This window comes from uncultured Metabacillus sp. (assembly GCF_947503125.1).
In the GTDB taxonomy this organism is placed as follows: domain Bacteria; phylum Bacillota; class Bacilli; order Bacillales; family Bacillaceae; genus Metabacillus.
Genome location: NZ_CANNCR010000006.1, coordinates 65053 through 78758, shown reverse-complemented (window position 1 = coordinate 78758; position 13706 = coordinate 65053). Strand labels below are relative to the sequence as shown.

Sequence of the window (13706 nt, the reverse complement as noted above, 5' to 3'; positions counted from 1 at the left end):
CTACCTCGTCCACTCTACCAACCTCCGAATTTCAAAACAAAACTGCAAGGCGCCTGCCTATCGTCGACAAGCATAAGGCAAACATGAATAGAAGGTGTTCTTTACCTAAATTCATGTTTGCCTAGACCCTAGAGCCGATGGCGCCTGGAGCTATATACAAAAACTAAGTACAAAATTTTATGCATTCTTTAACTTTAAAAATAAAGCACCCTTCCTCGAAAGGAAAGATGCTCTTTCAATACTTTCTCCATACAATATTTTCTTTCCCTAACAGTTTACCTCTAGCAATTGAATGGGCATAGTGAATCATTTTATCAATTATACCTGTAGTAAATGCAAGGATCCGCAGGATAACGCCGCTTTCTGGTAAAGCTGAAAGCCCAAAATGTACATCTGGAAATAATGTTTCTAGCTTTTCATATAAATCGTTAAGGAAGCTTTTATCTACATGGTCATGAATAATTAGAAAAGTCCCAAAATGCGTATACTTTTCCATTTGCATGATCCCGCTCATATCACCGTCGGGTTCTAACCATGTATGATCTAGTAATACTAGTTTTTCCCCTTTATAAACTTTTAGTTTAGAACGAATCCATTTATAGCGAAAAAAACTTCCGTCCTTTGCCCATCCTGGTGTAATAATATCACTGTAAAAAAGGCATGCACCGCTTTCAAGCTGTACGATTGTTTCTTGAGTAAATCGGGCTCCTTCATATGCGATTAAAGGGTCTGGCAAATATTCAAGAATGCTTCCTTGTGCTAATTTAATATTCATTCGCTGAAGAACGGGCTGCTTTGGGGTTTTATAAACCTTTGTAGAGGATTGTGTTGTAACTGAAAGTTCCGCGTTCTTTTCAATGATGAGATTCGTCAAATATGAATCTCCATCCACATATCCTCCTCCAACATGAATTAAAAAAATAGAAGGATTGTTGTCCTCAAGATATACCGGTCGGGTTATTTTCAGTGCCCCTTCATAATAACAAGAGGATATCACTGTTTTTCGATGTTTTTTCTTAGCCGTAATGTCTAAAAACCCCGTATGGCTCATGATTCAAGTCCAATTAATAGGGCCTGCTTTTTAATCCAATCTATTACTTTATCAAGACCAACCTCATCTTTTAAGTTCGTAAAAATATATGGTTTATCCCCTCTTGCTGCAATTGTATCGCGCTCCATTACCTCCAGGCTCGCCCCAACATAAGGGGCAAGATCAATTTTATTAATAATAAACAAGTCTGACTTAATCATTCCTTGTCCGCCTTTTCGCGGTATCTTTTCTCCTTGTGCCACATCAATAATATAAATAGAAAAATCAACGAGCTCTGGACTGAACGTCGCAGCAAGATTGTCACCGCCGCTTTCAACAAAAATCAATTCCACATCAGGATGAAGCTCCTTTAATTCATCGATTGCAGCAAAATTCATTGAAGCATCTTCACGAATGGCTGTATGCGGACATCCTCCTGTTTCGACGCCAATGACTCGATCTTCAGGTAATACTCCATTTTTCATTAAAAACATAGCATCCTCTTTTGTGTAGATGTCATTTGTTACGACTGCCATACTCAACTCTTTGTGCATAGCTCTTGTTAATTTTTCGACAAGCATCGTCTTTCCTGCTCCAACAGGCCCGCCAATTCCAATACGTATCGGCTCCATTTTACCCTCTCCTTTTTCAAATACATTTAAGACATAAATAATCGGACATGTAAGCGTTCGTGACGCATTTGTGCGATTTCCAATCCTGGACTCACTGCCCCTAAATTATCGATAGATAATTGACAGATCGTTTTCACAGCATCCTGTAAATAAGGCTGGATCTCTACCAATATCTTTTGACCATCAGTTTGCCCAAGCGGTATACCGCGAACAGCATTTTGAATTAGGGAAGAAACAGCTGCAAACAAATAGGTTTCAATTGCCGTCTTTTTTGTCACGTTTAAATGATGAGTGACCATCGCAAAAACAAGTGCAGAATGACCATATACTTTCTTGTCTTTTAACCACTGCACAAACTTGATAAGAACAGGTGACGGATATAGTTCAACACATAGCTTTGCCATTCTTTCTCCGATTCGTTTATTCCCCATTCTTGTTTCTTGTGCAAGGCTGGAGGCGAATAAGAGTTCATCAAGCTTTATGATTTTTGCTAGATTGTTTTGTTCTAAAGCCTCATACGCAAGCCTGCAAGCAAGGCCATCTGTATATATAAGCTGTTTCCGAAGATAAACAATGATGGCTTGTGCAAAAGTTTCTTTATTCGTAATAATCTGATTCTGGATATACGTCTCAAACCCAAACGAATGTGAAAAAGCCCCAGACGGGAAGTTTGAATCACAAAGTTGAAGAAGGGGATACAATCCATTAGTCATGGCGGTGTCCAATATGACGGAATGCTTGTTTCACCTTTCGATTTTCACGTTTATACGGAATAGATAATTCCATAAGCAATTCTTCAACTAAATAATCATATTGAACGAGCATTTCACCGGCTTCAAATTGTGCTGGTAAATGACGATTACCAAGCTGATGAGCAATTTCCCCCATTTGCTGAATAGATATTGGTTTAATAACCAGGAGGTCGTCTTCTTTTACAGACACTATAATCATATTCCGTTCATTCATAAATAAAATGTCACCATCTAGTAATTCACGATGATCCTTTAAACGAATGCCAATCTCGTTCCCATGATCTGTGACAACACGCTGAATGCGTTTCACTAAATCATCACTTTGTAAATACACTCGCTCCACATGGGGAGCTCTTTTTTCAAACGTTGCCACATTCCCAATTACTTTTTCAATAATCATCGATTCCTCACCTCAAAATAAGAAATATCTCTGTGCCATAGGAAGTTTTTTTGCAGGATCGCAGGTGATTAACTCACCATCTACTTTTACCTCATATGTTTGCGGATCAACCTCAATTTCTGGTGTTTCTCCATTAAACTTCATCTCTTTTTTCGTCAATTGCCGAATTCCTGACACAGGCTTGATCATCTTTTGTAAACCAAGGTTTACATGAACACCCTCTTCATAAGCTGCTTTCGATACGAATGTCATAGAAGTTTTAAACCTTGCTTTCCCATAGGCGGCAAACATCGGCCGGTATAAAACAGGCTGAGGTGTTGGGATACTTGCATTTGGATCTCCCATAAGACTATGAGCAATCATACCGCCTTTTAAAATCAACTCAGGCTTTACACCATAAAAAGCCGGATCCCATACAACTAAGTCAGCAAGTTTCCCTACCTCAACAGAACCGACATAATCTGAGATCCCATGTACAATGGCCGGGTTAATTGTATATTTGGCAATATAACGCTTAACACGAAAATTATCTCCGACACCCTTGTCCTCATTTAATTTCCCTCTTTGCTGCTTCATTTTATCTGCTGTTTGCCATGTACGTGTAATTACCTCTCCAACACGTCCCATTGCTTGAGAATCAGACGAAATCATGCTGAAAACCCCTAAATCGTGGAGAATATCCTCCGCTGCTATTGTTTCTTTTCGAATTCGGGAATCTGCAAACGCAATATCTTCTGGAACACTTGGATCTAAGTGATGGCAAACCATCAACATATCTAAATGTTCTTCAAGAGTATTCACTGTATATGGACGTGTAGGATTTGTTGAGGAAGGTAAAATATTTGGATAACTTGCTGCTTTTATAATATCTGGGGCATGTCCTCCTCCAGCTCCCTCTGTATGGTATGTATGAATAACCCGACCGCCTATTGCTGCCAAAGTATCCTCTACAAACCCACCTTCATTAAGTGTGTCCGTATGAATCGCAATCTGAACATCATACTGATCGGCAACTCTCAAGCTTGCATCAATAGTCGAGGCGGTTGTTCCCCAATCCTCATGCAGCTTCAAACCAATTGCACCTGCTTCAATTTGCTCCCTTAATGGCTTTTCATCAGAGGCATTTCCTTTTCCAAGAAATCCTAGATTGATAGGAAATTCCTCTGCTGCTTCGAGCATCCGATGAATATTCCAAGCTCCTGGTGTACAGGTTGTAGCATTTGTTCCTGTAGCAGGTCCGGTTCCACCGCCGATCATTGTTGTTACGCCTGAAGATATTGCTGTTTCAATTTGCTGAGGGCAAATAAAATGAATATGTGCATCAATTCCTCCTGCTGTCACGATCATTCCTTCAGCCGCAATCACTTCTGTTGCCGCTCCAACCACAATATTGACTCCGTCCATTAATAATGGATTTCCTGCCTTTCCAATAGCCGAAATAAACCCATCCTTTACACCAATATCTGCTTTATAAATCCCTGTGTAATCAACAATAATGGCATTTGTTAACACTAAATCTACGGTTTCGTCTCTGCCTGCTAAAGGATGCTGACCCATTCCATCCCTTATGACCTTTCCACCGCCGAACTTTACTTCATCTCCATATGTTGTATAATCTTTTTCAATTTCGATAAAAAGGTCTGTATCCGCTAATCGAACAGCATCTCCTACAGTTGGGCCAAACATATCAGCATACTGCTTTCGGGACATGTAAAAGCTCATTTACTTCCCCTCCTTTTTCACAGAGCCGTTTGTTAAGTTATTTAAACCATATACTTTTCCTTCACCTGAAAAAGCGACAAGCTCTACTTCCTTTTCATCTCCAGGCTCAAACCGCACGGCTGTTCCTGCTGGAATATTTAAATGCAGCCCAAAGGCGTTTTGCCGGTCAAAATGAAGCATATTGTTCACTTCAAAAAAGTGAAAATGCGATCCGATTTGAATGGGACGGTCTCCCCTATTCAGTACAGTAATCAATGTTACTTCCTTATCCTTATTACAAATAATCGGTTCCTTTTTTAATAGGTACTCTCCAGGAATCATCATTTTCCCTTCCTTTTATTGAATTGGATTGTGAACTGTGACAAGCTTCGTCCCGTCAGGAAAAGTTGCTTCCACTTGAATATCCGAAATCATCTCAGCAACACCCTCCATTACATCTTCCTTTGTCAAAATTGTTGTTCCTTCTTGCATTAGTTGAGCGACTGTTTTTCCATCCCGTGCACCTTCTAATACTTCATAAGTAATAATCGCCATTGCTTCAGGATAGTTTAGCTTAAGCCCGCGTTTTTGGCGGCGCCTTGCAAGATCAGCAGCAACAACAACCATAAGTTTCTCTATTTCCCTTGAGGTCAATTTCATTACTATCGCCTCTTTCATAAAATTTCTGTATTACATCTTGAAAGCCCCAAACGGACCATATGAAACTCGAAAACACCGAACCTTTGAAAAAAGAATAAAAAAATTACTTCATCCGTAGAAAAATTTTTCATCATAACAATGATATAGATAGTATAAATAGTATTTTTATCCATTCCCAAAACAATGTTAGATTTTGTAACACGATTTTTATTTTACTTTTTTATTTCTCAAAATAAACTTGCTAGATCTGATTATGTTTATTTCGATCGCAAACAATCTTTTTCCTATTTCACATAAGGGTTCAGCAACAAAAGAATAATCAATTGAGAAATGTTGATATTAATTGAAAATATAAGCTTTATTCACCAGGATTAATGCCTCACTTCTTCATTAACAACAACTGCCAATGATGATTTATCTATAACTCAAACTTTATCCTTGACAAAATAATGAGGTTTATATAATAATATCTTTTGTATTAGAATTATTTTAAATAACTAATTATAATTAAAAACAAATTATAATTATTAATTGTTAGGCATCGCTTTGACGATATACCTAACATCATCAACATTTACACTAGGAGGAATTTATTATGTCATTAATCGGAAAAGAAGTACTGCCATTCAAAGCACATGCATACCATAACGGAGAATTCATCGAAGTTTCTGAAGAAAACTTTAAAGGAAAATGGAGCGTTGTTTGCTTTTATCCAGCAGACTTTACATTTGTTTGTCCTACTGAGCTTGAGGACCTTCAAAATCAATACGCAACACTAAAAGAGCTTGGAGTTGAAGTATACTCTGTTTCAACAGACACTCACTTTACACATAAAGCATGGCATGATCACTCAGAAGCAATTAGCAAAATCGAGTACATCATGATTGGTGACCCTTCACAAAAAATCTCCCGCAACTTTGATGTTCTAAACGAAGAAGAAGGTCTTGCTGATCGCGGTACTTTCATTATCGATCCAGACGGTATCGTTCAGGCTGTTGAAATTAATGCTGGCGGCATTGGCCGTGATGCAAGCACGATCGTTAACAAAATTAAGGCAGCACAATATGTGCGCAACAACCCAGGTGAAGTTTGTCCGGCAAAATGGCAAGAAGGTGCTGCAACGTTAAAGCCAAGCCTTGACCTTGTAGGGAAAATTTAAGGAGCACGAAATTCATGATACTTGAAGCAGATATTAAAGCACAATTAGCCCAATATCTTGAACTGATGGAGGGCGACGTGCTGCTAAAAGTTAGCGCAGGCTCCGATGACGTTTCTCGCGACATGCTTGCTTTAATTGATGAACTAGCGACGATGTCGCCAAAAATTAAAGTTGAGAACACAGAATTGCCTAAAACACCAAGCTTTAGTGTGAATCGCATCGGCGAAGACACTGGGGTAACGTTTGCTGGTATCCCTCTTGGACACGAATTTACTTCACTAGTGCTGGCTTTACTGCAAGTGAGCGGAAGAGCTCCAAAGGTTGAACAAAAGGTCATTGATCAAATTAAAAGCATTCAAGGTGAATATCACTTTGAATCTTACATCAGCCTAAGCTGCCACAACTGCCCTGATGTTGTACAAGCACTAAACCTGATGAGCATTCTTAACCCTGGCATCACACATACGATGATTGATGGTGCAGCGTTTAAAGATGAGGTTGAAAGCAAAGGCATCATGGCTGTACCAACCGTGTTTCTAAATGGAGAATCATTTGGCAGCGGCCGTATGTCACTGGAAGAAATCCTTGCTAAAGTAGGCAGTACTCCAGATGCATCAGAATTTGCTGATAAGGATCCATTTGATGTGCTTGTTGTTGGCGGCGGACCAGCCGGTGCAAGTGCAGCTATCTATGCAGCACGTAAGGGCATTCGTACTGGGATTGTTGCTGAACGCTTTGGCGGTCAAATTATGGACACGCTGGGCATTGAGAACTTTATCGGTACGAAATATACAGAAGGTCCAAAACTCGCAGCAAGTCTTGAAGAACATGTGAAAGAGTACGACATTGATGTCATGAACCTGCAGCGTGCGAAACGCTTAGAAAAGAATGACCTTATCGAGATTGAATTGGAAAACGGTGCTGTTCTTAAGAGTAAAACCGTCATCCTTTCCACAGGTGCTCGTTGGCGTAATGTTGGAGTGCCAGGCGAGGCTGAATTTAAGAATAAAGGGGTCGCATACTGCCCTCACTGTGATGGTCCATTGTTTGCAGGAAAACACGTAGCCGTTATTGGCGGCGGCAATTCCGGTATTGAAGCGGCTATTGACCTTGCAGGAATTGTTAAACATGTAACAGTTCTTGAATTTATGCCGGAGCTAAAGGCTGATTCTGTCCTGCAAGACCGTCTTTACAGCCTTCCAAATGTAACAGTCATCAAGAACGCTCAAACAAAAGAAATTACCGGCACCGACAAAGTGAACGGTATTACCTATGTTGACCGCGAAACAGAACAAGAACATCATATTGAATTGCAAGGTGTGTTTGTTCAAATCGGTCTTGTACCAAATACAGATTGGTTATCAGATACTGTTGAACGTACGAGAACCGGTGAGATTGTAGTAGACAATCATGGAGCAACAAACATCCCTGGCGTGTTTGCTGCTGGAGACTGTACAAATAATCCTTATAAGCAAATCATTATTTCAATGGGTTCAGGCGCAAATGCAGCCTTAGGTGCATTCGACTATCTCATTCGAAATTAATCGATAATATGTTAAAAAGTCACTTTGCTATTTGTCGGGTAGTAAAGTGACTTTCTTTTTTTCTAAAATTAATTTTTGATTGCCGGTTATTAAAAATGAAAATTGGAAAACTAAAGGTAGTTTATGGGGACAAAGGATGTGTTTTACTTGGATTTTTTTCATGGTCAGCCAACACTTACTGCATTGGAATGGGCCCTGCGAGCTGTCGTTTCATTTTTCTTTTTAGTCATTGTTGCGAAAGTGTTAGGCCAGCGTGCGATTTCCCAATTAAGACTCCTTGATTTCGTTATTGCTTTAGTCATTGGAAACATTATCGCCCATCCTTTATCAGACGAAGAACTAGGATTAAAAGGGTCAATGATTACCACAAGTGTTTTGGTCATTTTATACCTTGCCGGCATATTATTAATTCTAAAATGGCCTTTGGTTCGAAACTGGGTAAATCATAAACCGATCACCCTCATTCAAAACGGAGAAATTGATTATAAAGGATTAATGCATGCAAGAATATCAATTGATGTTTTATTAGAAGAATTACGGAAAGAAAAAATAGAAGATGTAAAAAAGGTCGCCTTAGCGTTTTGGGAAGCGGAAGGGAAAATGTCTATTTTTCTAGATCCAAAATATATGCCGGTCACACATGAATCATGACAAATCAAAACGAATGCTTTTCATTTGCCAAAGACAATCATTAAGGAAGGAAAAATAATGAAAAAGGAGTTAAAAGAAACTCAAAAGAATGAAAGCTGGCTGGTTTCCAATATAGAGAGTTTATATCAAACAGAGATAAAAAATGTTCTGCTAGCGACAATTGATAACAACGACAAATTGAATGTGTTTTTATATAAGTAAAAAAATTGAGGCACCAGTTTCCCTATCATACAGGTGAAAATTAAGCCTCAATTTTTTACTTTTGCTAGTAAGTTAAGAAAGTATAAAATTTGTACTTAGTTTGGTGTCCAGTTCCAGGCGCCATCGGCTCTAGGGTCTAGTCAAATCGGAATTGAAGGTAAAGAACACCTTCTATTCCGATTTGACTTATGCTTGTCGCCGAATGCTAAGCGCCTTACGCTTTTCTTATTATCTTGCCTTAAAAGCAGACACGGTCTTTGATTTTTTCGCTGCATAGGCAAATTGCTTGATTACTTTTTTATCGATTCCCTCGAGACTATTTTTCTTACCTCTCTTTTTAGTAGACATCTTGCTCTCCCATCCTTTTTTCTACTAGTTTATACAAAAACTTATTCGTTTAAACGTTCTACCTCTTCCCTCTCTCGAATAGACTAGCAATATAACAAATTGATAGAATCATTTAGAAAGTAGGGAGAGATGATGAGCAAGACCTATTCTAATCAACATATATATACAATCTATGAAGAAGAACTTGATGAACTCAACTATCATCCTAAAGGACTTTTAGACAAATTCATTCATAATGTATCACGAAGGTTTACTTCTAACACTGACCTAACCTATACAATTTCTGTTCCTGCTTCAGAATTTCTTAGAGGTGAGTTATTTTGTGAAGACATTTCTGAAGTGATCGACAAACCATTTACCCAAACAAATCTGATCAGCATTCTTCTTGATGATTTTCTCTATCTGGCAAACAACCGAAAAAACCTTTACGGCTTATTCAGAGAGTTACACTCAAGAATTCCGCAGCCTATCAAAGTCTACCATTACAGAGGTGAACAAGAAATCCTGCATCTTCAAAGAGAGATTCAAGGAGAAAAGAGGATCGACTGTACGATTAAAAGGAAAAAAGCGCTAAGGCTTGAAATCATTTTAAGTGATTTGGCAGCCATAGAACCGGATATAACATTCACTGTAAAAGATCTCATCCAAGTTTTATATAGCTGTTTTATCGAAAAATACAAAAATGGTACCTTAACAAAGGAATTAGAAAACATCGTAAAAAGATTAGCTTAAAGCATAAATCTCTAAATAGTAGAGGATCGTTACCTAGGTAGCGACCCTTCTATTCGTTTATGGAATGAAGCAAAAAAAGAACCTTCAATCCAGCGTTAGATCAAAGGTTCTACGTTTACTTTTTAATGCTATTCTATTATTTACAAACTTTTTCATTTACTACCTTTGCCTCTTCATTCAAATAATTAATTAAAGACTGGTTCTTTTTCGCTTAAACCAAGTGTTTGAGCTGTTGAAGCATGAATTTTTTGGAAAAGCTCCGGGTTTTCCGAGAGTGACACGCCATAAGAAGGAATCATATCCATTATTTTCGGTTGCCACTCCATCATACGTTCTGGGAAGCATTTTTCTAAGACCTCAAGCATAACGTGAACGGCCGTAGAAGCACCTGGAGAAGCACCGAGTAATGCAGCTACCGAGCCATCAGCAGCACTAACCACTTCCGTACCAAATTGAAGTGTTCCTTTCCCTGCCTCCGTATCTTTGATAACCTGCACACGTTGGCCGGCTACCACTATACTCCAATCTTCGCTTTTGGCAGTTGGAATAAACTCGCGTAATTCTTCCATACGCTTTTCATTCGATAAAAGAACCTGCTGAATCAAGTATTTTGTTAATGCCATTTCTTTTACCCCTGCCGCTAACATCGTGAGGAGATTATTCGGTTTAATAGAACCTATCAAATCAAAATACGATCCCGTTTTTAAGAACTTTGGTGAGAAACCGGCAAACGGTCCAAACAGCAAGGATTTTTTATTATCTATAAATCTTGTATCAAGATGCGGAACAGACATTGGAGGCGCACCAACCTTCGCTTTACCGTATACTTTTGCATGATGCTGCTCTACAACTTCCGGATTGTTACATACCATAAATAGTCCGCTTACCGGGAATCCCCCAATATGTTTCGACTCAGGAATACCGGTTTTTTGTAGTAAAGGCAGACTTCCGCCCCCGCCTCCGATAAAGACGAATTTAGCAGTATGATATTCCGTTTGCCCGCTATCCATATTATGCACTTTCACTTCCCACAAGCCATCGCTAGTACGTTTAAGATCTTTCACACTATGCTTGTAGTTAATTTCAACGTTTTTACTTCTTAAGTGGTCAAACAACATGCGTGTTAAAGCACCAAAATTGACGTCCGTTCCAGAGTCGATTTTGGTTGCCGCAATCGGTTCATTTGCTGTACGGCCCTCCATGATAAGCGGCACCCATTCCTTCAGTTTTTCAGGATCATCAGAAAACTCCATCCCCTGAAACAAAGGATTGTTTGACAGCGCTTCAAAACGTTTTTTCAAAAAAGCTACATTGCTTTCCCCCTGTACTAGACTCATATGAGGGATTGGCATAATAAAGTCCTGCGGATTACGAATTAGATTACTATTTACTAGATAAGACCAAAATTGTCTTGAAAGCTGAAACTGTTCATTAATTTTAATCGCTTTGCTAATGTCTATAGATCCGTCTGCTTTTTCGGATGTATAGTTAAGCTCGCACAGTGCAGCATGGCCCGTTCCTGCATTATTCCACTCATTGGAGCTTTCTTCTCCTGGAGTTGCGAGCTTCTCAAATACTTTCATTTCCCATTCCGGTGCTAACTCTTTCAGTAATGATCCCAAAGTCGCGCTCATGACTCCGGCACCAATTAAGATAACGTCTGTTTTGTTCTGTATGTTGCTCATTTTACCCTTCCTTATCCCCTATATTTGCAAAAAAGAGCAGGTGCTCCTGCTTTGGTGTCACCAAAAGCAAGGCGCCACCCAGAAACATACCTTCTCTGACTCAATAAAAAACCATACCATATCTATTATAATGATTTATTCATCAAAATTTCTACTATTATCTGATAATTATAAACTATTTAAGGCTTGTAAAAAAGTGAGAAGTCTTTCCACCAAGGCAAAAAAATAAGGATAAACCTTCATTTCTTTGCCTTGTTTTACGGTTATTAGTGAACCTATTCAGTGTTTATTTTCATTTTTAAGATTTGAACGAGCTGATTATTTAAATAGCTTGCACTATAAGCAAAATCATGTTTATACCAATCGATAATGATGCCAATAATGGCATTCGCTTGATAGGCACAAAAAAGCTGAGGATTGATTCCGTTTGTAAGGGCGGACTCTTTATTGCAAGCCGCCAAGCATTAGGTTTAAAGATTAATCCGCGAGTTGGACAACCAGAAGAAATTGCCCAGTTGGCCATCTTTTTAGGATCAGATGAAGCAAGCTTTGTGAATGGTCAAGTAATTGCTGTAGATGGCGGTTGGACGGCTTATTAAGTATATTAGATGAAAGACCACTGGATTGGTGGTTTTTTTATTGAGTGCCTTGTTTACTGATGGATACGGTACTGCATACACTCCATATTGAATCTAAATGAGATGTGGTCTAAAAGGGATTAGAGATTCTTTTACACTAAACTTTTGCTTGCTGAAACTAATAACATTAGTTAAAATAAAACTAACGTTATTAGTTAAAAGAGGTGGCAAAAAAATGAAGGTTGTTAAAGAAGGTTTTATTCATCAATTAAATTTTTACCCGACACTTTTTCCAGTTAATTGTTACTTTGTGGAAGAAGAAAATGAACTGACATTGGTAGATACTGCTCTGCCGAATAGCTATAAATCAATACTTGAAGCAGCTCAAAAAATTGGGAAGCCTCTAACACGAATTGTTTTGACACATGCACACGGGGATCATATCGGCTCATTGGATAAACTAAAGGAGATGCTCCCTGACGCAAAGGTTTATATGTCCAAACGAGACGAACGTTTGTTAAGAGGAGATCGCACTTTAGATGAAAATGAAAATAAAACACCTATAAAAGGTGGAGTTCTTAAGCCTGGAGAGATAAAAACGCAACCAGATGTATTGCTTCAAGAAGGAGATCGAATTGGCTCATTAAAAGCGATCAGTACACCAGGCCATACTCCTGGCTCAATGTCTTTTATTGATGAACGTACGAAAGCAATCATTGCTGGAGATGCTTTTCAGACTCGAGGGGGAGTTGCCGTTTCAGGGCATTTCCAAATTTTATTTCCTTTCCCTGCCATGGCGACTTGGAATAAGGAGGATGCACTAAAAAGTGCGATGAAGATTAAAAAACAAAACCCAACCCTTCTTGCGGTAGGACATGGAAAAATGATCAAGCAGCCTGCAAGTATAATTGAACTCGCCATTTCTAAGCTTGAGGAAACAATTAGTTGAACAAATTGGAGGATCGAAAATGTCACCTAAAGCAGGATTAGATTTAAACACCATTTTAGCTGCAGCAACAGAAATAGTTGACACCGACGGAGTACACGCTTTAACGTTAGCAACACTAGCAAAAAAATTAAAGATTCGCCCCCCTTCTTTATACAATCATGTAGATGGCCTACAGGGCTTGCAAAGGGCTTTAGCTCTTTATGGATTAGAGGAATTATATAAACGGTTATCACAAGCTGCGATTGGACGATCAAAGGATGAAGCTGTTCATGCAATCAGTAAAGCGTATATGAGCTTTGCACGTGCTCATCCCGGTTTATATGAAGCAACTCTTTGGGCAAATGCTGATGTACACGATATTGAATTTAATCGTATTAGTTCAAAAATTGTTGACCTCGTTGTTCAAGTGTTACATGCTTATGAACTCGAGGATGAAGAAGCAATTCATGCATCCAGAGGGCTTCGCAGCATTTTACACGGCTTTGCTTCTCTTGAACAAAAGAATGGCTTTGGCATCCCAATCGATCTTGATGTCAGCATCAGCCTGCTCATTAATACATTTCTTGCAGGCATTCATAAAATGAAGTCGCAAAGTATAGAAAATCATCCTAAATAATGGAGTGATAAAAAATGAGTTTTATCCTATTTATGCTTCTCTTTACAGTGGTTTGCGGCGTGTTTGAT

General features: G+C 38.8%; 13 protein-coding genes and 2 pseudogenes. 7 read left to right on the top strand and 8 right to left on the bottom strand.

What is annotated here, in order from left to right; genetic code table 11:
- Nucleotides 1-235: 235 nt before the first annotated feature.
- From Q1B07_RS06855 to Q1B07_RS06825, 7 genes are read right to left on the bottom strand one after another with little or no spacing between them, the layout of a single operon-like run.
- Nucleotides 236-1051: an urease accessory protein UreD gene (locus Q1B07_RS06855; protein ID WP_299089753.1), complete on the bottom strand. Its 816-nt coding sequence runs from the start codon at nucleotides 1049-1051 to the stop codon at nucleotides 236-238.
- On the bottom strand, nucleotides 1048-1662 hold the full coding sequence (gene ureG, locus Q1B07_RS06850; RefSeq protein ID WP_299089756.1) for an urease accessory protein UreG: 615 nt from the start codon (nucleotides 1660-1662) through the stop codon (nucleotides 1048-1050). The genes Q1B07_RS06855 and ureG overlap by 4 nt, the downstream gene beginning before the upstream one ends.
- Before the next feature lie 26 nt (nucleotides 1663-1688).
- Entirely contained in the window at nucleotides 1689-2375 is a 687-nt protein-coding gene (locus tag Q1B07_RS06845) for an urease accessory protein UreF (protein ID WP_299089758.1), read from the bottom strand.
- Entirely contained in the window at nucleotides 2368-2814 is a 447-nt protein-coding gene (gene ureE, locus Q1B07_RS06840; protein WP_299089759.1) for an urease accessory protein UreE, read from the bottom strand. The genes Q1B07_RS06845 and ureE overlap by 8 nt, the downstream gene beginning before the upstream one ends.
- A gap of 12 nt (nucleotides 2815-2826) precedes the next feature.
- Nucleotides 2827-4536: an urease subunit alpha gene (gene ureC / locus Q1B07_RS06835; RefSeq protein ID WP_299089760.1), complete on the bottom strand. Its 1710-nt coding sequence runs from the start codon at nucleotides 4534-4536 to the stop codon at nucleotides 2827-2829.
- The gene (locus tag Q1B07_RS06830; RefSeq protein WP_299089851.1) at nucleotides 4537-4857 is read right to left on the bottom strand and encodes an urease subunit beta; all 321 of its coding nucleotides are present in this window, start codon (nucleotides 4855-4857) and stop codon (nucleotides 4537-4539) included.
- A 15-nt stretch (nucleotides 4858-4872) separates the two neighbouring features.
- Nucleotides 4873-5175 (bottom strand): urease subunit gamma, encoded by a 303-nt coding sequence (locus tag Q1B07_RS06825; RefSeq protein WP_299089761.1) that lies wholly within the window; start codon nucleotides 5173-5175, stop codon nucleotides 4873-4875.
- Between the two features lie 595 nt (nucleotides 5176-5770).
- On the opposite strand from Q1B07_RS06825, the gene ahpC reads away from it, so the two are divergent.
- The 4 genes and pseudogenes from ahpC to Q1B07_RS06805 all read left to right on the top strand — a co-directional run bounded on the left by ahpC (nucleotide 5771) and on the right by Q1B07_RS06805 (nucleotide 9810).
- On the top strand, nucleotides 5771-6334 hold the full coding sequence (ahpC, locus tag Q1B07_RS06820; RefSeq protein ID WP_299089762.1) for an alkyl hydroperoxide reductase subunit C: 564 nt from the start codon (nucleotides 5771-5773) through the stop codon (nucleotides 6332-6334).
- Nucleotides 6335-6348: 14 nt separating this feature from the next.
- A complete protein-coding gene (ahpF, locus tag Q1B07_RS06815) occupies nucleotides 6349-7878 on the top strand; it encodes an alkyl hydroperoxide reductase subunit F (RefSeq protein WP_299089765.1) in 1530 nt (509 codons plus the stop codon).
- A gap of 123 nt (nucleotides 7879-8001) precedes the next feature.
- Nucleotides 8002-8730: pseudogene (locus Q1B07_RS06810) on the top strand (YetF domain-containing protein).
- A 480-nt stretch (nucleotides 8731-9210) separates the two neighbouring features.
- Entirely contained in the window at nucleotides 9211-9810 is a 600-nt protein-coding gene (locus Q1B07_RS06805; RefSeq protein ID WP_299089766.1) for a hypothetical protein, read from the top strand.
- Between the two features lie 185 nt (nucleotides 9811-9995).
- Here the strand turns inward: Q1B07_RS06805 and Q1B07_RS06800 are convergent, their stop codons facing one another.
- Nucleotides 9996-11495, bottom strand: coding sequence for a malate:quinone oxidoreductase (locus tag Q1B07_RS06800; protein WP_299089768.1), 1500 nt, complete (start codon nucleotides 11493-11495; stop codon nucleotides 9996-9998).
- A gap of 449 nt (nucleotides 11496-11944) precedes the next feature.
- On the opposite strand from Q1B07_RS06800, the pseudogene Q1B07_RS06795 reads away from it, so the two are divergent.
- The 3 genes and pseudogenes from Q1B07_RS06795 to Q1B07_RS06785 all read left to right on the top strand — a co-directional run.
- A pseudogene (locus tag Q1B07_RS06795) lies at nucleotides 11945-12094 on the top strand (SDR family oxidoreductase); the annotation flags it as partial.
- Nucleotides 12095-12308: 214 nt separating this feature from the next.
- Complete coding sequence (locus tag Q1B07_RS06790; RefSeq protein ID WP_299089770.1) at nucleotides 12309-13022, top strand: MBL fold metallo-hydrolase; 714 nt, start codon at nucleotides 12309-12311, stop codon at nucleotides 13020-13022.
- Nucleotides 13023-13041: 19 nt separating this feature from the next.
- Nucleotides 13042-13638, top strand: coding sequence for a TetR/AcrR family transcriptional regulator (locus Q1B07_RS06785; protein ID WP_299089772.1), 597 nt, complete (start codon nucleotides 13042-13044; stop codon nucleotides 13636-13638).
- Nucleotides 13639-13706 lie beyond the last annotated feature (68 nt).

Excerpts from the sequence above, each read along its gene's own strand:
- Q1B07_RS06855 (WP_299089753.1), bottom strand. The coding sequence starts at position 1,051 with ATGAGCCATACGGGGTTTTTAGACATTACGGCTAAGAAAAAACATCGA.
- ureG (WP_299089756.1), bottom strand. The coding sequence starts at position 1,662 with ATGGAGCCGATACGTATTGGAATTGGCGGGCCTGTTGGAGCAGGAAAG.
- Q1B07_RS06845 (WP_299089758.1), bottom strand. The coding sequence starts at position 2,375 with ATGACTAATGGATTGTATCCCCTTCTTCAACTTTGTGATTCAAACTTC.
- ureE (WP_299089759.1), bottom strand. The coding sequence starts at position 2,814 with ATGATTATTGAAAAAGTAATTGGGAATGTGGCAACGTTTGAAAAAAGA.
- ureC (WP_299089760.1), bottom strand. The coding sequence starts at position 4,536 with ATGAGCTTTTACATGTCCCGAAAGCAGTATGCTGATATGTTTGGCCCA.
- Q1B07_RS06830 (WP_299089851.1), bottom strand. The coding sequence starts at position 4,857 with ATGATTCCTGGAGAGTACCTATTAAAAAAGGAACCGATTATTTGTAAT.
- Q1B07_RS06825 (WP_299089761.1), bottom strand. The coding sequence starts at position 5,175 with ATGAAATTGACCTCAAGGGAAATAGAGAAACTTATGGTTGTTGTTGCT.
- ahpC (WP_299089762.1), top strand. The coding sequence starts at position 5,771 with ATGTCATTAATCGGAAAAGAAGTACTGCCATTCAAAGCACATGCATAC.
- ahpF (WP_299089765.1), top strand. The coding sequence starts at position 6,349 with ATGATACTTGAAGCAGATATTAAAGCACAATTAGCCCAATATCTTGAA.
- Q1B07_RS06805 (WP_299089766.1), top strand. The coding sequence starts at position 9,211 with ATGAGCAAGACCTATTCTAATCAACATATATATACAATCTATGAAGAA.
- Q1B07_RS06800 (WP_299089768.1), bottom strand. The coding sequence starts at position 11,495 with ATGAGCAACATACAGAACAAAACAGACGTTATCTTAATTGGTGCCGGA.
- Q1B07_RS06790 (WP_299089770.1), top strand. The coding sequence starts at position 12,309 with ATGAAGGTTGTTAAAGAAGGTTTTATTCATCAATTAAATTTTTACCCG.
- Q1B07_RS06785 (WP_299089772.1), top strand. The coding sequence starts at position 13,042 with ATGTCACCTAAAGCAGGATTAGATTTAAACACCATTTTAGCTGCAGCA.